Source organism: Gelidimonas denitrificans, assembly GCF_055694065.1.
In genome coordinates, this window is record NZ_CM146350.1 from 2,798,553 (window position 1) to 2,820,532 (window position 21,980).

16 protein-coding genes and 1 other RNA gene are annotated in these 21,980 nt (G+C 57.1%); 6 read left to right on the top strand and 11 right to left on the bottom strand.

Features of this window, described 5'->3' with window-relative positions:
• Nucleotides 1-11: 11 nt before the first annotated feature.
• The 9 genes from murD to rnpB all read right to left on the bottom strand — a co-directional run bounded on the left by murD (nucleotide 12) and on the right by rnpB (nucleotide 9,758).
• Complete coding sequence (gene murD / locus FKCLFG_RS13065) at nucleotides 12-1,505, bottom strand: UDP-N-acetylmuramoyl-L-alanine--D-glutamate ligase (RefSeq protein WP_472613510.1); 1,494 nt, start codon at nucleotides 1,503-1,505, stop codon at nucleotides 12-14.
• Nucleotides 1,505-2,674 carry a phospho-N-acetylmuramoyl-pentapeptide-transferase gene (gene mraY / locus FKCLFG_RS13070; RefSeq protein ID WP_472613511.1) on the bottom strand — a complete coding sequence of 390 codons (1,170 nt, stop codon included), beginning with the start codon at nucleotides 2,672-2,674 and terminating at the stop codon, nucleotides 1,505-1,507. Before mraY ends, murD begins: the two co-directional genes overlap by 1 nt.
• Nucleotide 2,675: 1 nt before the next feature.
• A complete protein-coding gene (locus tag FKCLFG_RS13075) occupies nucleotides 2,676-4,052 on the bottom strand; it encodes a UDP-N-acetylmuramoyl-tripeptide--D-alanyl-D-alanine ligase (protein WP_472613512.1) in 1,377 nt (458 codons plus the stop codon).
• On the bottom strand, nucleotides 4,052-5,578 hold the full coding sequence (locus tag FKCLFG_RS13080) for a UDP-N-acetylmuramoyl-L-alanyl-D-glutamate--2,6-diaminopimelate ligase (protein ID WP_472613513.1): 1,527 nt from the start codon (nucleotides 5,576-5,578) through the stop codon (nucleotides 4,052-4,054). Before FKCLFG_RS13080 ends, FKCLFG_RS13075 begins: the two co-directional genes overlap by 1 nt.
• A complete protein-coding gene (locus tag FKCLFG_RS13085) occupies nucleotides 5,578-7,350 on the bottom strand; it encodes a peptidoglycan D,D-transpeptidase FtsI family protein (RefSeq protein ID WP_472613514.1) in 1,773 nt (590 codons plus the stop codon). Before FKCLFG_RS13085 ends, FKCLFG_RS13080 begins: the two co-directional genes overlap by 1 nt.
• Nucleotides 7,347-7,619, bottom strand: a complete 273-nt coding sequence (gene ftsL, locus FKCLFG_RS13090) for a cell division protein FtsL (RefSeq protein WP_472613515.1) — start codon at nucleotides 7,617-7,619, stop codon at nucleotides 7,347-7,349. The genes FKCLFG_RS13085 and ftsL overlap by 4 nt, the downstream gene beginning before the upstream one ends.
• Nucleotides 7,616-8,590: a 16S rRNA (cytosine(1402)-N(4))-methyltransferase RsmH gene (rsmH, locus tag FKCLFG_RS13095; RefSeq protein ID WP_472613516.1), complete on the bottom strand. Its 975-nt coding sequence runs from the start codon at nucleotides 8,588-8,590 to the stop codon at nucleotides 7,616-7,618. The genes ftsL and rsmH overlap by 4 nt, the downstream gene beginning before the upstream one ends.
• A 9-nt stretch (nucleotides 8,591-8,599) precedes the next feature.
• Entirely contained in the window at nucleotides 8,600-9,028 is a 429-nt protein-coding gene (gene mraZ / locus FKCLFG_RS13100; RefSeq protein ID WP_472613517.1) for a division/cell wall cluster transcriptional repressor MraZ, read from the bottom strand.
• 390 nt (nucleotides 9,029-9,418) lie between these two features.
• An RNA gene (gene rnpB / locus FKCLFG_RS13105) (RNase P RNA component class A) lies at nucleotides 9,419-9,758 on the bottom strand.
• Nucleotides 9,759-10,051: 293 nt separating this feature from the next.
• Here rnpB and FKCLFG_RS13110 point away from each other — a divergent pair.
• From FKCLFG_RS13110 to prmC, 5 genes are all read left to right on the top strand, one after another.
• Complete coding sequence (locus FKCLFG_RS13110; RefSeq protein ID WP_472613518.1) at nucleotides 10,052-10,741, top strand: response regulator transcription factor; 690 nt, start codon at nucleotides 10,052-10,054, stop codon at nucleotides 10,739-10,741.
• Nucleotides 10,742-10,925: 184 nt separating this feature from the next.
• A complete protein-coding gene (gene hemA, locus FKCLFG_RS13115) occupies nucleotides 10,926-12,215 on the top strand; it encodes a glutamyl-tRNA reductase (RefSeq protein WP_472613519.1) in 1,290 nt (429 codons plus the stop codon).
• Between the two features lie 110 nt (nucleotides 12,216-12,325).
• Entirely contained in the window at nucleotides 12,326-13,408 is a 1,083-nt protein-coding gene (prfA, locus tag FKCLFG_RS13120; RefSeq protein WP_472613520.1) for a peptide chain release factor 1, read from the top strand.
• 41 nt (nucleotides 13,409-13,449) lie between these two features.
• A complete protein-coding gene (locus tag FKCLFG_RS13125) occupies nucleotides 13,450-13,926 on the top strand; it encodes a disulfide bond formation protein B (protein WP_472613521.1) in 477 nt (158 codons plus the stop codon).
• Nucleotides 13,923-14,774 (top strand): peptide chain release factor N(5)-glutamine methyltransferase, encoded by an 852-nt coding sequence (gene prmC, locus FKCLFG_RS13130; protein ID WP_472613522.1) that lies wholly within the window; start codon nucleotides 13,923-13,925, stop codon nucleotides 14,772-14,774. Before FKCLFG_RS13125 ends, prmC begins: the two co-directional genes overlap by 4 nt.
• A gap of 100 nt (nucleotides 14,775-14,874) precedes the next feature.
• Here the strand turns inward: prmC and FKCLFG_RS13135 are convergent, their stop codons facing one another.
• Nucleotides 14,875-18,270, bottom strand: coding sequence for a DEAD/DEAH box helicase (locus tag FKCLFG_RS13135; RefSeq protein ID WP_472613523.1), 3,396 nt, complete (start codon nucleotides 18,268-18,270; stop codon nucleotides 14,875-14,877).
• 294 nt (nucleotides 18,271-18,564) lie between these two features.
• Between FKCLFG_RS13135 and FKCLFG_RS13140 the strand changes: the two genes are divergently transcribed.
• Nucleotides 18,565-20,907 carry a Tex family protein gene (locus FKCLFG_RS13140; protein WP_472613524.1) on the top strand — a complete coding sequence of 781 codons (2,343 nt, stop codon included), beginning with the start codon at nucleotides 18,565-18,567 and terminating at the stop codon, nucleotides 20,905-20,907.
• A gap of 213 nt (nucleotides 20,908-21,120) precedes the next feature.
• Here FKCLFG_RS13140 and FKCLFG_RS13145 read toward each other — a convergent pair whose 3' ends face one another.
• Entirely contained in the window at nucleotides 21,121-21,864 is a 744-nt protein-coding gene (locus tag FKCLFG_RS13145; protein WP_472613525.1) for an SDR family oxidoreductase, read from the bottom strand.
• Nucleotides 21,865-21,980: the final 116 nt, after the last annotated feature.

The following is a 21,980-nucleotide window of genomic DNA, read 5'->3' on the forward strand; positions in this document are numbered from 1 at the left end:
CCAGGCGGATTTCATGCGATCACCTCACCGCGGGACAGCCCAATTTCTCTAACTGCATCAACAAACACTTGAGCACGGTGTACATAATTGGCAAACATATCCAGACTGGCACAGGCTGGAGACAGCAACACAGCATCGCCTGGCTGCGCGACCCCGGCAGCGCGCTGGACCGCTTCTTCCAGACTGGAGCAATCGTCGAGGGCAACAGCGGTTATGCTTAAGGCGGCGCGCAAGGCAGGTGCGTCCTTGCCAATCAGGAACACCGCACGGACATGTTTTGCGACCGGCTCCGCCAGACTCGAAAAATCTTGCCCCTTGCCGTCACCACCAGCAATCAATACCAACCGATTACTGCCTTGCTGCGCCCCCAATCCATTCAGGGCCGCCACTGTTGCACCGACATTAGTGCCTTTGCTGTCGTCGTAGTAATTGACTTCGCCGATCGTGGTAATCAATTCAACCCGGTGCGGCTCACCCCGATATTCGCGCACACCATGCAATAGCGCAGCAAGCGGCAAACCGGTCGCACGACACAAAGCTAGTGCGGCGAGTGCATTGAGCGCATTGTGCTGACCACGAATATTGAGTGCATCTGTCGGCATCAAGCGGCTAATCGCCGTAGGCAATTCAATGCTGTTTTTTTTCTTGCGGCGCTTTTCATCTTCTTCGGCAGCAACCGCTACCGACAGCCATTGGATACCGCGCTCATCCAGCAATCCAAAATCACCCGCCCGCGTTGGCGCACCGACGCCAAAAGTTATCGTGGGTGCTTGCGCGTCCGCCAAACCCATGACCGCAGCATCATCGCGATTCAATACGCGCACGGTATCGATACCAAATATCCGAGCTTTATCGGCCACATAGGCAGCCATGCTGCCATGCCAATCCAGATGATCCTGCGTGATATTGAGCACGGTTGCAGCATCAGCCTGCAGACTGTACGTCGTGTGCAACTGGAAGCTCGACAATTCCAGCACCCAGATCTGCGGCAAATCATCCCTATCGATGGCGTCCCGCAAGACATCCAGTGCACATGGGCTAATATTGCCGGCCACGCACGCCGTCCAACCGGCACGCTTGCACAACAGGCCGACCAAGCTGGTTACCGTGGTTTTGCCATTGGTACCAGTGATTGCAATCAGTTTGGGCGCATAACTTGTATCCTGCCGCAATTTGGCCAATCCCTGGGCGAAAAATTCGATCTCACCCCATACCGGGATATCCCTGGATTCTGCTGCCGCCATAAGCTCCGACAGATCGCCATGCGGCGACAAACCCGGGCTGACAGCGACAAAATCAATATCAGCCAAAAGATCAGCACTGAAAGCCGCCCCTCCGATGAATTCCACTTCCGGCAGTGCATCCCGCAAACTAGCCAGTCGTTGCGGTGCTGCGCGGGTATCAGCCACGCGCAACGACGCGCCGCAACGGTGCAGCCAATGCGCCATCGCGAGGCCGGATTCTCCCAGCCCGAGAACAAGAACGTGTTTGCCGTCGTAATTCATCAGCGCAACTTCAAAGTAGACAAACCAAACAACACCAACATCATCGAGATAATCCAGAACCGCACTACGACCTGAGTTTCTTTCCAGCCTTTTTGCTCGAAGTGATGATGCAACGGCGCCATCAACAAGATGCGACGCCCAGTACCATAACGCCGCTTGGTAAACTTGAAATAAGCAACCTGCAGCATCACTGACAAGGTTTCCACGACGAAAATTCCGCCCATGATGAAAAGTACGATTTCCTGCCTCACGATGACGGCAATCGTGCCCAGCGCCCCACCCAAGGCGAGGGCACCGACATCGCCCATGAACACTTGCGCAGGGTGGGCGTTATACCAGAGGAAAGCCAAGCCAGCGCCTGCCATCGCGCCACAGAAGATCAGCAACTCGCCCGCACCAGGGATATGCGGTATGAACAGATACTTCGAATAGCTGGCGCTGCCGGTCAGGTAGGCGAATATCCCCAGCGCAGTGCCCACCATCACGGTCGGCATGATAGCCAGCCCATCGAGACCATCGGTCAGATTTACTGCATTACTGGTGCCGACAATGACGAAATACGTCAGGGCGATAAACCCCCATACGCCGAGCGGATAACTGATAGTCTTGAAAAACGGCACGATCAAATCTGCCTTAGGAGGCAGGTCAAGGTTGAACCCGGACTGCACCCACGCCACGAACAAATTCCAGACCTGGCTATTGGTGGGCGCCGATACCGAAAACGCCAGATACAGCGCAGCGACAATGCCAATCAGGGATTGCCAAAAATACTTCTCTTTCGAAGACATCCCCTTGGGGTCTTTGTAAACCACCTTGCGGTAATCATCGACCCAGCCGACTGCACCGAAGCCGAGTGTCACTACCAGCACAATCCAAATAAAACGATTGCTTAAATCGGCCCACAACAAGGTGGACACCCCAATCGCAATCAGGATCAGCACGCCACCCATGGTGGGCGTGCCATTCTTGATCAAGTGTGTCTGCGGGCCGTCAGTACGCACTGCCTGACCGACCTTCAACCGAGCCAGCATGCGTATCACCGGAGGACCGGCAATCAAACCAATCGCCAAGGAGGTCATCGTCGCGAATACCGCACGAAATGTAATGAAATTGAATACGCGCAGAAAACTTATATCCTGCTTAAATAATTCTGCTAGCCAAAGCAACATGTCAATGGTTCTCTTTTATATGTTCTTGTACAAAGTGGCGAACTGTTTGTTCCATTTTCATGAAACGCGAACCTTTCACCAATACCGTTGCGGCGGGAACCAGAAGGTCTTCCAGCGCATCGTTCAAGGCCGCAATACTGTCAAAGTGTTTTGCTCCCGCGCCGAATGCGCGCGTCGTATGATGGGCAAGTGCGCCGAAAGTCATAACATGCTCGATACCGCTTTCTCGGGAATAATCTCCAATCTCTTCGTGAAACTGCCGGCCATCGTTGCCGACTTCCCCCATATCGCCCAACACCAGCACTCTTGGCGAAGTTGCTTGCGCAAGCACATCAATGGCGGCCCGTACCGAGTCGGGATTCGCATTATAGGTATCGTCGATGATGATTGCCCCGTTGCGGGCAATTTTGCGCTGGAGGCGGCCATTGGCCGGCGCGAATGCAGTCAAACCGCGAACAATTGCTTCCGTCCCAATGCCGATTGCCGAGGTACACGCAATCGCAGCCAAGGCATTACGCACGTTGTGCGCACCTGCAGCCGCAAGCAGAATATCAAAACGCTGCTGGCCTGCCGTAACAGACAAATCATTACCGAATGCGTTTGACCGATAAGTGCATGTCACATCGGCATCGGCGGCAAATCCAAAGGTCATGATTGTTCTCTGCCCAGTAGCCGTAGCATACTCACGCCATAAGGTGGTATAGGGATCATCGGCAGGGAATACTGCAATGCCATTGGCGGGTAGGGCAGAAATTACCGCACCATTTTCCTTTGCAACAGCCTCCACACTTGCCATGAATTCCTGATGCTCACGCTGCGCATTGTTTACCAAGCCGAGCGTCGGTTGCGCAATGGACGCCAAGAGGGCGATTTCACCTGGATGATTCATGCCCAGTTCAATCACCGCGGCGCTGTGCGCTGCTGTCATGCGCAAGAGCGTCAGCGGCACGCCGATGTCATTATTGAAGTTGCCGCGCGTAGCCAGACAATGCTCTGCACCAAACTGTGCAGCCATGATCGAAGCGATCATTTCCTTGACCGTGGTTTTGCCGTTACTGCCGGTGACGCCGATTACCGGCAAATCGAATTGCCGCCGCCAGTAGTGTGCAATTTCACCCAGCGCAATACGGGTATCCGGCACGATCAGTGCAGGGATTGCCAAGCCTGCCGGCAAGCGTTCCACAACTACCGCGGACACCCCTTGCGCGACCATATCCGCAATGAACTCATGCGCATCGAAATGCTCACCCCGTAAAGCAACGAATAGATTGCCGGCACTGGCATTGCGGCTATCAGTCGTCACTCCGTCAAAAACCGCATCACCCCGGGCGTGCGCGCCCGAAAGCCGGGATTGCAACTCAAACAGTGAAGATTTCATCAGGTGCCTCCCTTCATCGTGGCGCGTGCAGCCAGCGCCAGGGCAGCATGATCCGCATCGGAAAACGCCAGTTTCTTGCCCATCACCTCTTGGTAGGCCTCATGCCCCTTACCGGCCAACAGGACCACATCGTTTTTTGCCGCGCGCTTTACTGCCCATAAAATTGCGGCTGCACGGTCCTCGGTCACTTGGGGCGATGTTTTTTCGGTAGCCAGGCCAGCAATGATTTGCTGGATAATTGCAACAGGATTCTCGCTGCGCGGATTGTCGCTCGTGACTACCACCTGATCCGCCAGTGCAGAAACTGCACCCATTTGCGCACGCTTGCCTGGATCGCGGTCACCGCCGCAACCGAACAGGCACCATAACTGACCATGACGCTGCTGTGCCACCTGACGCAAAGTCAATAGCGTTTTTTCCAGCGCATCCGGAGTGTGGGCATAATCAATAACTATCAACGGTGAGTCGTTACCGCCAAGCTGCTGCATACGCCCCGGCACCGCAGTTAGCATTTCAATTGCCTGAACCGCAGCACGCCAGGTGGTGCCTTGGGCAAGCAATGCACCCAGAACACCCAAAATGTTGCTGACATTGAACAAGCCCACCATGTGCGTTCTGATCATCCCACTGCCAAAAGGCGATTCGACCTGAAACACGGTACCGGCATGGCTGGTGCGTATGTTAAGCGCGCTCAAGATTGAGATGCCTTCAAGCACTGCGCCGGACACTGTGTATCCGATTAACGACGTCAGTGCCCTGCCCTGCAGGCGCTGCGCCAACCGCAATCCCATCGGGTCATCCAGATTGACGATTGCGTGACGCAATCCTAACCAGTCAAACAAAGCGGTTTTAGCCAATTCATAAGCCGCCATGTCGCCATGATAATCAAGATGGTCGCGCGTAAGATTGGTAAATAAGGCCGCATCGAAATGCATGCCATTCAAACGTCCTTGTTCAAGCCCAATCGACGATGCTTCAATCGCCATAGCATGAGCACCGGCATCGCGTAGTTGCGCCAGCCTGCGTTGTAACATTACTGCATCCGGCGTGGTGTAACCGGTCATGTCAGAGGTGTCGCAGGTACCACGCTGGTAAATGCCGACGCCGAGAGTTCCAATCACCGCAGTGGGTTCGCCCAAGCGAGATAAGGCATTTGCCAGCCATTGCGCGCATGAAGTCTTGCCATTGGTACCGGTCACGGCCACTGTGAACATAGCGGCATCCGGTTTGTAGTAATACGCGCTGGCAATTTCGCCTGCTGTCTTTTTCAAATCGGTTACCGCAAGATGGGGTACCGACCATGCTGCATTCCAGTTCCAGGCAGCCGACTCATAGACCACGGCACCCGCGCCCAGCTGAATCGCCTGCTCAATGAATTGCCGGCCATCAGCGACGTCACCGGGATAAGCAAAAAACACATCGCCTTTGAGGATGGAACGCGAATCGGAATGCAATTGCGCTGTTGGCGCAACCTGCTGACGCAACCAGAAAAGTATCTCGGAAATTACCAATTTTGTATTTGGCATCACATACTTTCGGTGATGCCATCGGCAGGAATAATAATATTCGTCACGCTCGAATCTGGCCTGACGTTCAACGCCCGCAGAGCACTGGCTGCAACGGATGAAAATACCGGCGCCGCAACTCCACCGCCGTAATGATTGCCATTGGATGGCTCATCCACCATTACCGCAATAATGATGCGCGGCGCGGACACCGGGGCAAAACCGACGAACGATGATACGTATTTTTTGACATATTTCCCATCGACAATTTTATACGCGGTCCCGGTTTTTCCAGCTACGCGGTAACCGGGTACTTGCGCTTTCGGTGCAGTGCCATTTGGTCCTGCGGCCGCCTCCAACATTGCACGCATCTGGAGTGCAGTTTCTTCAGAGATAACCCTTTGCCCCGCCACCCGGCCGTTCGGTTGTTCGGCAACTTTTTCCAGGGATAACGGTGCTATCTCGCCATTACGGGCGAAAATCATATAGGCACGTGCTAACTGCATCAGCGAAACTGAAATGCCGTGCCCGTAACTCATGGTTGCCTGCTCGATGGGACGCCATGACTTAAATGGCCGTACACGGCCCGCCGCCCGTCCGGGGAAGCTGAATTTCGGCTGCTGGCCAAAACCGACGCTGGTAAACATTTCCCACATTTCCTGCGGCGGCATTTGCAATGCAATCTTTGCGGTCCCGATATTGGAGGATTTTTCAATGATTTGCGAGACAGTCAACAACCCTAGCGAGTGCGCATCGCCGATCGATGCAGTGCCGATGGTCAGTTTTCCGGGCCCTGTCTGGATAGTTGTCTCAGGAGTAACGCGCTTGGTTTCCAGTGCCAAAGCTATCGTAAAAGGTTTCAGGGTCGAACCGGGCTCGAAAGTGTCAGTCAAGACCCGGTTGCGCAGTTGAGCGCCGGTCAATATCTTGCGGTCATTCGGGTTATAACTCGGCAAATTGGCAAGCGCCAAAATTTCACCGGTTCTGACATCCAGTACCACAATGCCGCCAGCCTTCGCCTGATTCAGCTCAACTGCCGCCTTCAATTGTGAATATGCGATGTACTGGATCTTGCTGTCGATGGAAAGCGTCAGGTCTTTACCGTCATGCGGCTCGCGAATGGATCCGATATCTTCAACAATGCGGCCCAAGCGATCCCTGATCACACTACGGCTTCCGGTCCTGCCGATCAGCGACTTCTGCGAGGCGAGTTCCATGCCTTCCTGCCCGGCGTCCTCGACATTGGTAAAGCCGACAACATGCGCCATCACCTCGCCCTCCGGATAAAAACGCTTGTATTCCTTGCGGGTCTGGATTCCATCTATGCCAAGGGCAAGAATCTTGTTAGTAGCGTCCGATTCGACCTGGCGTTTCAGATAGACAAAACTGCTATCCGAGTCTAATTTTTTGCGCAAGTCCCCCTCATTCAGATCAAGTAACCCGGCCAAACTACGCAGCTTTTCCGCCGGGGCCTGCAAGACATCATCCGGAATCGCCCAGACTGCCTTGACTGGAATACTGGAAGCCAGCACATGTCCATCACGATCCGTGATTTTGCCACGCGTAGCAGGCAACTCCAGCGTGCGTTCGTAACGCGACGCACCCTGTTTTTGCAAGAATTCGGTAGACATGCCCTGCAACCACAGCGCGCGACCGGCCAATGTCAGAAAAGAAGTGAATAGGACGAACAAGACCAGTTTCGAACGCCAGGCTGGCAATGACATTTTCAGCACCGGGCTGGTTGAAAACGGCACACCCCTAGCTGCTGCAATACGGCTGGCCGGACGGCTCATTTGCCCTCCACAGTTAGGTATTGCGTGCTGGCAGCTGTCAATGCGAGCATCTTCAGGTCGCGTTTTGCGACCAGCTCAATGCGCGCATGCTTGCCCAGAGTGGATTGATCAAGTTGCAACTGGGCCCATTGCACATCCAGCAATTTTGCCTGGGATTGCGCGCGACCCAACTCAACATATAAACGGCGTGCATGATATTGCGCATTCACCAGCGACAATGCGCACACGACCAGCATGGCTGCGATGATGCCGTTGGTGCGCGCACTCATGGCGCATCCCCGGCAGTGGAAGCATCGGGGAGGCGCATGCAGACACGCATAATGGCAGAACGGGCGCGCGGATTGCCGGATATCTCAGCATCAGTGGGTTTTATTTTTGATATCAAGCGCATTTGCGGTTGCGGCAAATCAACCGCACGTATCGGCAAGCGGCGATCCGGCTGTTTGACATTGGCCTTGGCTGCCATAAAATGTTTGACAATGCGGTCTTCCAGTGAATGGAAACTGATCACCACCATCCTTGCGTTTGGCGCCAAATATTGAAAGGCCTGATTTAAACCAGTCTCAAGTTCCTCAAGTTCCTGATTGATGAAAATCCGTATAGCCTGAAAGGTACGGGTTGCCGGGTCCTTACCCTTCTCGCGAGTTTTGACTGCCCTTGCCACGATCGCGGCAAGCTGTCGTGTGGTTGAAATTGGCTCGACCGTCCGGCCAGCAACAATCGCCTTTGCAATCTGAAAAGCAAACCGTTCTTCTCCATATTCGCGTATCACCTTTTCAATTTTTTGCTCTGATTCAATCGCCAACCAGTCTGCTGCCGAGAGCCCGCGAGTACTATCCATGCGCATATCAAGCGGGCCGTCCAAACGGAAACTGAAGCCCCGTGCAGCATCGTCTACTTGCGGTGACGAAATACCCAAATCCAGTAAAACACCATCCACCTGCGCAATGCCGCGCTTGGCGAAGGCATCACCCATGGTGGCAAAACTGTCGTGGATAATTTCGAAACGCGGATCGGAAAACTCCCGCGCTGTGGCAATTGCCTGTGGGTCTTTATCAAAGGCGATCAGGCGACCCTGCGCGCCCAGACGCTGCAAAATCTTGCTGCTATGGCCGCCGCGCCCGAAAGTGCCATCGACGTAGACTCCATCCGTGCGCGCACCTTCTAGCGCCAGCGCATCGACCGCCTCATCCAACAGCACCGTGCGGTGCAGGTACTCTGGCACCGTTTGTATCGTCATCACAGGTCCCTAAAACGAAAAATTACTTAATACGTCAGGCATGCCTGCTGCGATCGCCTGCGACTCACTTTCGGCAAGCTTGACTGCATCCCACAACTCAAAATGACTACCCATTCCCAGCAACATGACGTCGCGGCTCAAACCAACTGCATTACGCAACTCGGGCGCTACCAAAATCCGGCCGGCAGAATCCATATCCACGTCGGAAGCATTACCCAGAAAGATGCGTTGCCAAGCGCGCGCCGACATCGGCCAAGCGGCAATCTGTTCACGATGACTTTCCCAAACCGGGCGCGGAAACAATAACAGGCAGCCGTGCGGATGCTTGGTCAGCGTGACCCGGCCTTCGCACTGAATCGATAGTGCGTCACGATGCTTGGCCGGGACGGACATCCTGCCTTTCACATCGAGATTTAATGCTGACGCACCCTGAAACACGATTATCAAATCCTTTTGGCTGGCTATTTTCGGAAGCGGCTTACCGGTTACAAATCTATCGTGGATTCATTAAAATCCCACAAAAAAACATTTTTCCACACTATTACCCACTTTAGTGGAAGCACTATAGCCGGTCAAGCTGTTTCAGGAATGGAAATTTAATTTTAGTGATTCAAGTCAATGACTTAGCCTACCAAATACTATTGAGATAAGAGAAAACTCTTATGAAATTAAGTACTTATCGCGCACAGTGAAAGCTGTACATAATATAAACATATGTTTTAAAACTATTTACAATAGTTGCATGGCGAAAATGCGCGGAGGGCGCGTGACACCGGTGGAAAACCGAGGTAGGAACGGTCAGCCGCGCACTGAAGGCGCGACCGAAAAAAGTGAAGCAAGCCGATAGGCCGGATTTTGTTACGGCGCCCGGTCTTGCAACCGCGCGCTATGACAGCCATTCCTCTAGGCGCTGAATTACTCCAGCGCTCAAGCTTCCTACCCGCACGCTCCGCGAGCAGCATCAACGCGTGCCTATTTGGAATTGCTCCGGGTGGAGGTTACCGCGTTTCACCGTAACTTAATACGCTCGTCTCTGTGGCCCTATTCCTCGCCTTATACCTTGCGGCTTTCAGCGGACGGCCGTTAACCGTCACCCTGCTGTATGGAGTCCGGACCTTCCTCCCGCCACGACCTTGCAGCCGCGGCCAGCGACTGTCTGGCTTGCTTCACCGGCGCATTGTAGCGCACTCGCGATTACCGCTGCCTTTCGGTTTTTTGTCAGTAAATATACTGCTTTGTGTATTTTATAAAACCCCATCAATACATGCGGTAAGTACATTGTTTTTAACTATACTCCTAAGTATATTGATAAACATCGGGGCCGTGATGCGCTGTAAAGTTGCGCAAATTTATGCAAACCATCTTTCAGCTGGTTTGCATAAGCGCCATTAAAGTCGTGTTACTGTAGGAAAATAAAACGTGTTACCCGTAATGCCACCTGACCTTTCGCACTGACACACCATGAGAATCGCAGTCCTAGACGACGACCCGCGCCAAGCTGAGTTGACATGCAAAATCCTGGGTGCCGCAGGACACGTCTGCCATCCATTTTCCAGCGGCAGGGACATGCTTCAGCAGTTACGTCGGGAAAGCTGCGACATGCTGATCCTCGACTGGCAGGTGGCTGACGCAAGCGGCCCCGAAGTGATGCGCTGGACGCGCGAAAAACTCTCGCAAAAACTGCCGGTGCTGTTCATCACCAGCCATTCCAGCGAAGACGACATCATCGAGGGCTTGGCAGCCGGCGCCGATGATTACATGATCAAACCGATTCGCCGCAGTGAACTGGTAGCGCGGGTTCAGGCTCTTTTGCGGCGTGCTTATCCGAGCCAGAATGCAGCCGAACAAATCCAATTTGGGCGCTATGTGTTCGAAACCCGCAGCGGTCAATTGAGAGTCGATGGCGCACTGATTGCACTCACGCAAAAAGAATTCACTCTGGCGCTGCTGTTTTTCCGCAATCTGGGCCGACCGCTGTCGCGCGCCACTATTCTGGAATCGGTCTGGACGCACAATATTGACATCCCATCCCGCACTATGGACACCCATGTATCGCGGGTGCGCAGCAAGCTGCAGTTACGCCCTGAAAACGGGTTCCGGCTGGCTCCGGTCTACAGTTACGGTTACCGCCTGGAACAGGTTTCGATATGAATGTGAAGGTGCTGTCCAGCTCGGCCCGGATTGCCGGCTTGGCTTGATCCAGGTTTAGTCAATCAGAAATTCTGACCAGCCGGGCGCGATCGCCGCTGCCAGTCGGCGAGTCATCTGCAGCGAGAAGCTATAATGGTGGCCTGCCCAAAACCGAATTCCGCTCTGCGGACTGTATATAACCCACATGCAACTGCTTGCCGTAGGCCTCAATCACACCACCGCGCCGCTTGCCTTGCGCGAACAGGTGGCTTTTCCTGCGGACCAGATCGGGGCTGCAGTAGGTTCGGCGCGCGCATGGTTCGGCAATCAGGAAGGCTCCGGCTACACCGACGAAGCTGCCATCCTGTCAACCTGCAACCGCACCGAGCTGTACGCGGCTAGCCACGTACCGGGCGGGATCGAGGCAGCGATCGACAGCAGCGCGCATTTTCTGGCCGATTATCACAAATTACCTTATTCGGAACTGCGCCCGCATTTGTACACATTGCCGCAGGATGGCGCTGTGCGGCACGCTTTTCGGGTCGCCTCCGGGCTCGATTCGATGGTGTTGGGCGAGCCGCAAATCCTGGGCCAGATGAAGGATGCGGTGCGCCAGGCAGAGGCAGCCGGCGGCCTGGGCACCTATTTGCACCAGTTGTTTCAGCGCACTTTTGCCGTCGCCAAGGAAGTGCGCAGCACTACCGAAATCGGCGCTCACAGCGTCTCGATGGCGGCTGCTGCGGTGCGGCTATCGCAGCGCATTTTCGACACCATCTCCGAGCAGCATGTGCTGTTCATCGGCGCCGGCGAAATGATCGAATTGTGCGCCACCCACTTCGCGGCGCAAAATCCAAAATCGATCACAATCGCCAACCGCACACTGGAACGCGGCGAAGCGCTGGCGCACCGCTTCAATGGCCGAGCCATCCGTCTGGCCGAATTGCCGGATCAACTGGCGCAGTTCGACATCGTAATCTCATGCACCGCATCGTCGCTGCCGATCATCGGCCTGGGCATGGTCGAGCGCGCCATCAAGGCGCGCCGCCACAAGCCGGTGTTCATGGTCGATCTGGCGGTGCCGCGCGATATCGAAACTGAAGTCGGCCGGCTCGACGACGCTTTTTTGTACACCGTCGACGACCTGGGTACCGTAGTCCAGACCGGCATGGAAAACCGCCAGGCAGCAGTAGCGCAGGCCGAAGCCATCATTGAAACCCGGGTCCAGTCCTTCATGCATTGGGTCGATGGCCGGCTGGTGGTGCCGGTAATCCAGGATTTGCACGAAAACAGCGAAATACTGCGCATGATCGAACTCGAGCGCGCACGCAAGATGATCGCGCGCGGCGACGACATCGATGCAGTGCTGGAAGCCCTCTCCAAAGGCATCACCGCCAAATTCCTGCACGGCCCGCAACAGGCCTTGCACCAGGCTCAGGGCGACGAACGCGCGCGCCTGGCCGCGCTATTGCCGCAACTGTTTCGCACCCGACGTTAGCGTAGTTCTGCGCTTTCGCAACCGCCACTTCCCCCGCTGCACTGCACGCCGACCGCCATCAAAACGCTGCCGGCCTTCCCGGATTGACCGCCTTTTCTGACAGAATTCTTATGAAACCATCCATGCTCGCCAAGCTCGACCAACTCTCTGACCGGCTGGAGGAAGTCGGCCAACTGCTGATGCGCGAAGACGCCACCGCGTCGATGGACAATTACCGCAAGCTGACCCGCGAACACGCCGAAATCGGCCCGCTGGTGGTGCTTTACCAGTCCTACGCCAAGGCTGAAAATGATATCGCCGCCGCACAGGAAATGCTCTCGGAGCCGGAAATGAAGGAGTTCGCGCAGGAAGAAATCGACGCCGCCAAACAACAAATGGAGCAGCTGGAACGCGACCTGCAAAAGATGCTGCTGCCAAAAGATGCCAACGACGAGCGCAACATCTTGCTGGAAATTCGCGCCGGCACCGGCGGCGACGAAGCCGCGCTGTTTGCCGGCGACCTGCTGCGCATGTACACTCGTTTTGCCGAACGGCAGCACTGGCAGATTGAAATCATGTCCGAATCGGCGTCCGAGCTGGGCGGCTACAAGGAAGTCATCGTGCGCCTGGTCGGCCCCGGCGCTTACGCCAAGCTGAAGTTCGAATCCGGCGGCCATCGGGTGCAGCGCGTGCCGACTACTGAAACCCAGGGCCGCATCCACACGTCGGCTTGTACGGTGGCGGTGATGCCGGAAGCCGATGAAGTCAGTGACGTGGTGATCAATCCGGCCGACCTGCGCATCGACACCTATCGCGCCTCCGGTGCCGGCGGCCAGCACATCAACAAAACCGATTCGGCGGTGCGCATCACGCATAACCCGACCGGCATCGTGGTCGAATGCCAGGACGGCCGCAGCCAGCATCAGAACAAGGCGCAAGCGTTGCGGGTGCTGGCTACCCGCATCATGGATGTCCAAACCCGCGCGCAACAAGCGAAGGAAGCGGCCACCCGCAAGAGCCTGATCGGCTCCGGCGACCGCAGCGAACGCATCCGCACCTACAACTTCCCGCAAGGACGGATGACCGATCACCGCATCAACCTGACGCTGTACAAGCTCGATTTCATCATGGATGGCGATCTCGACGATTTGATCAATGCGCTGGTGGCCGAGCATCAGGCTGAACTGCTGGCGGCCCTGGGCGATGCATCCTGATTTAAGATTGCCAACACACTTCAGCCAACTTCAAAAATATGATGATCACCTCCAAAAATGTTTTACTGGCAATCGCCTTTGCCTGCCTGTCATTGCTCGGCGTGGCGCTGTATATGCAGCACGGGCTGGACATGAAACCTTGTCCGCTATGCGTGATGCAGCGTTATGCGTTTGCGGCAATCGCCCTGATTTGCTTGACCAGCGCCACATTGCCGCGCGCAGCTCTGCGGGCCGGGGCTGGCATCGGATTGCTGGCGGCGCTTACCGGCGCTGGCATTGCCGGCTGGCATTTGTGGGTCAAGGCGCATCCCGAAATTTCATGCGGAGTCGATCCGCTGGAAACCGCGCTGAACAAAATCCCGAGCGCTGAACTGCTGCCTTTCCTGTTCAAGGCCAACGGTTTTTGCAGCACCGATTACGCGCCGATCCTGGGCTTGTCGATCCCGATGTGGGCGCTGGTCTGGTTTGCGATTTTCAGCATCGCGCTGGGCTGGGTTGCTTTCAAATCGAAAAAATGACCTTGGCCCGCATCGAGGCCGGTTGCACTATCGTCGCAGTGCAACGCAGCTCCCCGCTGGAGGGGCTGGAAACCCGCATGCTGCTGATGCATGCGCTGGGTTTAACGCGGGTCCAGCTGATCACCCAATCCGAACGCACGTTGAAGGCAGAGGAAGCGCTGCGCTTCACGACGCTGCTGCAGCGCCGGGTGGCGGGCGAGCCGATTGCATATATCGTCGGTCAGCGCGAATTTTTCGGCTTGCCATTTCGGGTAACAACAGATGTGCTGATTCCGCGCCCGGAAACCGAGTTGCTGGTGGAACTGGCGCTGCAACGCGTACCACTCAAAAGCCGGGTGCTGGACATGGGCACCGGTTCCGGCGCGATTGCGATTGCGATTGCGCACAGCCGTGCCGATCTGCAGGTCAGCGCACTCGATGTCAGTGCCGCCGCGCTCGACGTGGCGCGCCACAATGCTGCGCACATCTTGTCAATCGGCGGCAACGCCCTGCGTTTGCTGCAAAGTGATTGGTACGGCGCGCTGCAAGCGGGCGAACAATTCGAGCTGATCGCCGCCAACCCGCCCTACATCGTGGCGGGCGACGCCCATCTACGCCAAGGCGATCTGCGTTTCGAGCCGATCAGCGCCCTGACCGATCACGCCGACGGCCTGTCTGCATTGCGCGCCATTATCAATGGCGCGACAGCACATTTGGTGGCGGGTGGATGGCTGTTGATGGAGCATGGATTTGATCAGGCTGCGGCAGTGCGCGCGCTGTTGATTGCCCAAGGTTTCACGGACGTGCAAAGCTGGCAGGATTTGGCTGGGATCGAACGCGTGACGGGCGGCATTCGGCAAGTGCTCTGATTTTGTAGGAGCGCACCCGGGCGCGATCAACAACTGCACAGTCTGGCGACTGCTTCGCGCCCGGGTGCGCTCCTACCAAAACCACTTACACCATCAAAAATCACTGTTCCAGCGGCGCGAAAATCGCCTGCAAATCCTCCTGCGTAATCTTCATGTTTTGCGTCTCGCCGTCGTTGGCCAGCATCGCGTGCGCCAGGTCGGCTTTTTTCTGTTGCAGCGCCTGGATCTTCTCTTCCAGCGTGCCTTTGGCGATCAGCTTGTAGACGAATACCGGCTTGTCCTGGCCGATGCGCCAGGCGCGGTCGGTGGCCTGGTTTTCGGCGGCCGGATTCCACCACGGATCGTAATGGATCACGGTGTCGGCGGCAGTCAGATTCAGGCCGACACCGCCGGCTTTCAGGCTGATCAGGAAGATCGGCACCAATCCCTGCTGGAACGTGCGCACCACGTCGGCGCGGTTCTCGGTGCTGCCGGTGAGGATTGCATACGGCACCTTGCGCGCCTGCAGTTCGATTTCGATCAGCGCCAGCATGCTGGTGAACGACGAAAACACCAGAATCTTGCGCTCCTCTTCCAGCAAGTCCCCGATCATGCTCATCAATTCGCTCAGTTTGGCGCTCGGCGCGGCGGCTTTTTTGACGCTGGCCGATTTGACCAGCCGCGGATCGCAGCAGACCTGGCGCAACTTCAGCAACGCTTCGAGGATCACGATCTGGCTGCGCGCCACGCCTTTCCTGGCGATTTCGGTGCGCACTTTCTTGTCCATCGCCAGCCGCACAGTTTCATACAGGTCGCGCTGCGCGCCGCAGAGTTCGACCGAGCGCACCATTTCTGTTTTCGGCGGCAATTCCTTGGCGACCTTGTCCTTGGTACGGCGCAGCAAAAACGGCTTGATGCGGCGCGTCAGCAACACGCGGCGGCTGATGTTGCCCTGCTTTTCGATCGGGTGGCGAAACGCCGCATTGAAGGCTTTTTCCTCGCCCAGCAAACCCGGCAACAGGAAGTGGAATTGCGACCACAGTTCGCCCAGATGATTTTCCAGCGGCGTGCCGGTCAGGCACAGACGGTGCCGGGCCCGCAGCAAGCCGGCGGTTTGGGCGGCTTTGGAGCGTGGATTCTTGATGTAGTGCGATTCGTCCAAAATCACCAAGTGGTACGCATGTTCGCGCAGCTTTTCTTCGTCGCGCGGCAGCAGCGCGTAGGTGGTCAGCACCAGGTCGAACTGGTCGATAGCCTCGAAATGCGCCAGCCGTTCCTTGCCGTGCAGCACCAGCACCCGCAAATCAGGCGCGAAACGGGCCGCCTCATCTTGCCAGTTGCCCATCAGGCTGGTGGGCGCGATCACCAGCGCCGGTTGCGTCAGACGACCGGCTTCCTTTTCGATCAGAATGTGGGCCAGAGTCTGAACGGTTTTGCCCAGTCCCATGTCGTCGGCCAGAATCCCGGATAGATCGTATTCGCGCAGGAATTGCATCCAGGCTAGACCTTCGCTCTGGTAATCGCGCAGCGTCGCCTGCAAGCCACGCGGCGGCGCGATGGTTTGCACACCGCCGAAGGTAGCCAGCTTTTGCCCCATGTCGCGCAGGCGCTGGCCGCCGATCCAGCGCAGTTGCGTGGCGCCGGCCAGCTCCGCCAGACGCGCCGCATCCAGCGTGGAAAGACGAATAGCGCCGCCGTCTTTCTCGGTAAAGTACAGCTCGCCCAGCGTGCTGAGAATCGGCTTGATGCGGCCCCACGGCAACGCCACGCGCACGCCATCCGGCAGCATTGCTAGCAAGGGCTCGTCGTCGGCATGGGCGGCCAGCGCTTGCGGGTTGAAATCCAGCGGCGCATTGCGGATCAGGTCGACCAGCACCGGCAACAGCGACACCCGCAGCTGATTGACGACGATGCCCAACTCGAGATCGAACCACGGGCTGCCAGACTCGGTTGCTTGGTCATCGACGTCGGCGTACCAGTCTTCGACTTCGGCCACGTCATAACGGTAATCCGGCATCCTCTCGATCTGCCAGCCTTGCGCCTCCAGCGCGGGAATCTCTTCGCGGGTAAAACGCAGCCAGTCCAACTGGCCAAGCATGACCAGCGCACCGACCAGGGTCGACAGTGGCGCCACCGCGTGCTGCGGCGGCGCCAAACCCGCCGCATGCAGGACGGCAATTGCGGCGTCTTCGACGCCGCGCTGCCGGATGATTTTCTCGATGCCCTGACCGCTGCGCCGGGTCAGCAGTTCGGCGTGGTCGTCCGCCACCCGAACCCCATCGTAACTGAAGGCTGGCGATACGAAATCCTGCCAGAGCGTTGGCGTCCCGGTCACACCAGATTGCGATTGCGGCAAAGCGCCCAGCAGCAATATCGGCTGCGGCACCACGTCGTCGCGCACCATCTCCAGCAACGGTTGCGGCATCGGCACCAGGTGCTGCAAGCCTTGCGCCAGCAATAAATGCGATACCGCCAACTGGTCTTTTGCCGCCAGGGTCGGTGCTTGCGCCACCATCGCTTGCAATTCTCGCGTTGGGATATTGGTCCCGTCCTGCAGCAGAGCGAGCTCGCCGCAGACCAGATTATTGACATACATCACCGGCTCGGTCGGCAGGATGAAATCGATGCTGCCATTCTCTTGTTCTACCTGCGCGTCCTGAAACTGCCATCCCAGCCGCAGCCGTTCGTTTTCCTCATGCCAGGCCAGACCAGCCGTGCGCGCCGGGCCAGCCTTGATCGGATAGAGCTGCCCTTTCAGGATGTCAGCGACAGAATTGGCCCACTGCAGCTGCTGCGATTCCAGCAACATATTCAGAAATTGTGCGCCGACCCGGCCCTTGGGTTCGGCATCGATGCCGCTATACAAACCACTGCGCAGCGCCGAGAACAGACGCACGGCATCCTCGTCGCCGGGCTGCAGGTAACTCGGCGGGCTTGCCAACATGCCGTACAGATCAGCCACCATGGTGGCCGTTGCGATGTCGCCGTTGGCGCGCAAACGCGCCTTGCACATGCTCAGGGTGACGCGTTTGCCGCCACGATCAGGCGACAGCACGAATAGCAAGCGATACGTGGTTTTCGAGGTTTTGGGCGCGATCCTGGCATTGCGCGCAAGCGACGCTGGCGATGCCAGCCCATGCGCGGCAATTTCCACCCGTTGCAGCCACGCCGTGACCGCGCTCGGGATCAGCATGGTGTTGTTTGCAGCGGCGGCGGCTGATCCGGCCACCGGCGCAAACTCTGCCTTCGGCAGGCAAGTCAGCAGCACGGCGGCCATGTGTTTGCACATGGTTCCCACCGGACAAGAGCAGCTGCCGTCGAATTCCACCCCATGTTTACGCGCAACCAGCGCGATATCCTGCGCGTAACTCCAGTCGCCGCTGCCCTGCACGCTGCCTTCGATCGCATCACCGACGATCTCAGTCGATTCCACCAGCCCACGACACACGATATCGCGCGCCCGCGCCAGCGTCTTTTCTTCGAAGGCGTCGATAACGTCTCTTAATGTGTAATGCATCGTCTTTGTTTCTTCAGAAATGCGCCGTCAAATCGGCCAAGCGTTCATTATCCGTGATTGACGCTGACAGACTCAACGGCAACCCAATGGCGATCCTGCAAATTCCGTGAATGTGCAATATACATGCCAATGTATATTTACACAGCGCAATATAAATATGCGGAAACAGTGCATTTTTTACATATACCCCCACCTAAATTTCAACAATACAGGCTGGATGCAGGATCGGGACTGACGTATGCTGCCGGATTGGGTATCATCTCAGGCTTGATTTCCCATCCCGACAAATACCTCATGCTGCCATCCATCGAACAACGCCTCGCCCTTGAACTCGCCGCCAAACCGGCCCAAGTCGCTGCCGCCATCGCGCTGCTGGACGAAGGCGCAACCGTGCCTTTCATCGCCCGTTACCGCAAGGAAGCCACCGGCGGCCTGGACGATATCCAGTTGCGCTTGCTGGAAGAGCGCCTGCGCTACCTGCGCGAACTGGAAGCGCGGCGCGCAGCGATCATCGCCTCGATCGAAGAACAGAACAAGATGACGCCGGCCCTGCTGGACGCCATCGTCCACGCCGAAGACAAGACCCGGCTGGAAGATTTGTATCTGCCCTACAAACTGAAGCGCCGCACCAAAGCCCAGATCGCGCTGGAAGCCGGCTTGCTGCCCTTGGCCGAAGCGCTGCTGGCCGATCCCAGCCTGAATCCGGAAGATGAAGCGGCGAATTACCTGAAGCCGGCCTTTTCCACCGCGAATGGCGACAATCCCGGCGTGCTTGACGTCAAGGCGGCGCTGGACGGCGCGCGCCAAATCCTGATGGAACGCTTCGCCGAAGATGCGACGCTGCTGCAGGGCTTGCGCGAATATCTGCTGGAACACGGCGTGGTCGAATCGAAAGTAGTCGAAGGCAAACAGGACGCCGGTGAAAAATTCGCCGATTATTTCGACTATTCCGAAACCATCGGCACCATTCCATCGCACCGCGCACTGGCGATCTTCCGCGGCCGACGCGAAGAAATGCTCAACGTCACGCTGCGGCTCGACACCGAAGCGGAAAAACCGAAGTGGGACGCGCCGCTGAACCCGTGCGAAAGCCGCATCGCCGCCCGTTTCGCGATCAAAAATCAGAGCCGTCCAGCCGACAAATGGCTGGCCGACACGGTGCGCTGGACCTGGCGCGTGAAAAGCTTCATGCATCTGGAAACCGAGCTGATGAGCGCGCTGCGCGAACGCGCCGAAGTCGAGGCGATCAACGTTTTCGCGCTGAATCTGAAAGCCTTGCTGCTGGCAGCGCCGGCCGGTCCACGCGCGACGATGGGGCTCGATCCTGGCCTCCGCACCGGGGTCAAGGTGGCGGTGGTCGACGCCACCGGCAAAGTGATGGACACCGCGGTGATTTACCCGCATCAGCCGAAGAACGACTGGGACGGCTCGCTGCATGCGCTTTCCAAGCTGGCAGAAAAGTACCAGGTATCGCTGATCTCGATCGGCAACGGCACCGCCTCGCGCGAAACCGACAAGCTGGCGCAAGACTTGATCAAGCTGCGCCCGGAACTCAAACTGACCAAAATCGTGGTGTCCGAAGCCGGCGCCTCGGTGTATTCGGCGTCCGAATTCGCATCGAAAGAATTGCCGGACATGGACGTCACGCTGCGCGGCGCAGTCTCGATTGCACGCCGGCTGCAAGACCCGCTGGCCGAACTGGTAAAAATCGATCCAAAATCTATCGGCGTCGGCCAATACCAGCACGATGTCGGCCAAACCCAGTTGGCGCGCTCGCTCGACGCGGTGGTCGAAGATTGCGTGAATGCGGTCGGCGTCGACGTCAACACCGCTTCCGCGCCGCTGCTGGCGCGAGTCTCCGGTTTGTCCGCCAGCGTAGCGCAAAGCATCGTCAGCTATCGCGATCTGAAAGGCGCATTCGGCTCGCGCGCCGCGCTGCGCGCAGTGCCGCGACTGGGCGACAAGACTTTCGAGCAAGCCGCAGGATTTTTGCGCGTGATGGGCAGCGACAATCCGCTCGATGCGTCGGCGGTCCATCCGGAATCCTATCCGCTGGTGGAAAAAATCCTGGCCGACCTGAAAAAAGACGTCAAAGCCCTGATCGGCGATGAACGACTGCTGAAATCGCTGAATCCGGCCAAATACGCGGACGCCCAATTTGGCGTGCCGACCATCACCGACATCCTGCGCGAACTGGAAAAACCCGGCCGCGATCCGCGCCCGGAATTCACCACCGCCACCTTCAAGGAAGGCGTCGAGGAAATCAAGGATTTGCGCCCCGACATGATCCTCGAAGGCGTGGTCACTAACGTCGCTGCATTCGGCGCGTTTGTCGATATCGGCGTGCATCAGGATGGCCTGGTGCATATTTCCGCGTTATCGAACAGCTTCGTCAAGGACCCGCACACGGTCGTCAAGGCCGGCCAGGTAGTGAAAGTAAAAGTGCTGGAAATCGACGCCAAGCGCAAACGCATCGCGCTCACCATGCGCCTGACCGACAGCGCGCCGCAGCCCGGCGCGAAACCGGAACAGCGCCCCGACCGCAATGACGCCAAACGGCTGGCGCAACACCAACAACCGCGTCAGGCTGCGCCGGCAGGCAATGCAATGGCAGCCGCGTTCGCCAAGCTGAAATAAACAGCCTGTGCGATACGAAAAAAACAGCGCGTATTTATGCAAATACGCGCTGTTTTTTTCGTGCAAGGAGCTGATGTCAAGAGGGTGTCAAACGGTGCGGATTTTGAGAAGCGGCAACTGGCTGCCGCCGTCAATTTTGTGCACCTACAACCAAATTTCGAAGCCTCTCCTCATATTTCATGGAAAGAAGAGTCGAATACAAGATGACCTCTGTTATAGCTCCTGACTGGTCGGCCTGAACAGGATTTCGTTCACATCGATGTCGTCTGGCTGACTCATTGCATAGGCTACGGCTCTGGCGAATGAATCGGCTGGAATGGCGATTTCATAAAACTTTCGGACATTGTCGGCTATATCAGTTTCGGTGATGCTGTTTGGCAGCTCGGTTGCAATAGCGCCGGGCGAAATGACTGTAGTGCGTATGTTGTACGGTTTTACTTCCTGGCGCAGGCCTTCGGACAATGCCAGGACAGCGTGCTTGGTCGCTGCATAGACTGCGCTGCCAGGACGCACTTTATGACCGGCGACCGACGAGACATTGATGATATGTCCTGCTTTTTGCTGCTGCATGTATGGCAGAGCCGCAGCGATGCCGTACAACACGCCTTTGATATTTACATCAATCATGCGGTCCCAGTCTGCGATCTTGAGCCGCTCAAGTGGGGAATGCGGCATCAGCCCGGCGTTATTTATCATGACGTCGATCCGTCCGTAACTTTCGATGGCGGCTTCGACTAACTTCTTGACTTGCTCGCTTTGAGTGACATCGGTTTGCACCGCGATTGCTTTTCCTGCGCTGCCGGCCAACTCTTTCGCCAGCGCGCGAATCCGGTCAATACGTCGGGCGCCCAGTACCACTACGGCGCCCAGCTCGGACAGATGCCGCGCGGTCGCCTCGCCCAGCCCACTGCTTGCGCCTGTGATGACGACAATCTTGCCTTCGATGTTATTGCCCATGCTTACCTCCAAATTGGGAGCTGCGGCTGGAGCGCCCTGCGGCGGACGCCGCAATCGCCGCCTGGATTTCAAGATCCTCGAGGCCGGAGCCCTGGTTTATTTTCAAGTTTTCTGTC

Excerpts from the sequence above, each read along its gene's own strand:
- murD (WP_472613510.1), bottom strand. The coding sequence starts at position 1,505 with ATGAATTACGACGGCAAACACGTTCTTGTTCTCGGGCTGGGAGAATCC.
- mraY (WP_472613511.1), bottom strand. The coding sequence starts at position 2,674 with ATGTTGCTTTGGCTAGCAGAATTATTTAAGCAGGATATAAGTTTTCTG.
- FKCLFG_RS13075 (WP_472613512.1), bottom strand. The coding sequence starts at position 4,052 with ATGAAATCTTCACTGTTTGAGTTGCAATCCCGGCTTTCGGGCGCGCAC.
- FKCLFG_RS13080 (WP_472613513.1), bottom strand. The coding sequence starts at position 5,578 with ATGCCAAATACAAAATTGGTAATTTCCGAGATACTTTTCTGGTTGCGT.
- FKCLFG_RS13085 (WP_472613514.1), bottom strand. The coding sequence starts at position 7,350 with ATGAGCCGTCCGGCCAGCCGTATTGCAGCAGCTAGGGGTGTGCCGTTT.
- ftsL (WP_472613515.1), bottom strand. The coding sequence starts at position 7,619 with ATGAGTGCGCGCACCAACGGCATCATCGCAGCCATGCTGGTCGTGTGC.
- rsmH (WP_472613516.1), bottom strand. The coding sequence starts at position 8,590 with ATGACGATACAAACGGTGCCAGAGTACCTGCACCGCACGGTGCTGTTG.
- FKCLFG_RS13110 (WP_472613518.1), top strand. The coding sequence starts at position 10,052 with ATGAGAATCGCAGTCCTAGACGACGACCCGCGCCAAGCTGAGTTGACA.
- hemA (WP_472613519.1), top strand. The coding sequence starts at position 10,926 with ATGCAACTGCTTGCCGTAGGCCTCAATCACACCACCGCGCCGCTTGCC.
- prfA (WP_472613520.1), top strand. The coding sequence starts at position 12,326 with ATGAAACCATCCATGCTCGCCAAGCTCGACCAACTCTCTGACCGGCTG.
- FKCLFG_RS13125 (WP_472613521.1), top strand. The coding sequence starts at position 13,450 with ATGATCACCTCCAAAAATGTTTTACTGGCAATCGCCTTTGCCTGCCTG.
- prmC (WP_472613522.1), top strand. The coding sequence starts at position 13,923 with ATGACCTTGGCCCGCATCGAGGCCGGTTGCACTATCGTCGCAGTGCAA.
- FKCLFG_RS13135 (WP_472613523.1), bottom strand. The coding sequence starts at position 18,270 with ATGCATTACACATTAAGAGACGTTATCGACGCCTTCGAAGAAAAGACG.
- FKCLFG_RS13140 (WP_472613524.1), top strand. The coding sequence starts at position 18,565 with ATGCTGCCATCCATCGAACAACGCCTCGCCCTTGAACTCGCCGCCAAA.
- FKCLFG_RS13145 (WP_472613525.1), bottom strand. The coding sequence starts at position 21,864 with ATGGGCAATAACATCGAAGGCAAGATTGTCGTCATCACAGGCGCAAGC.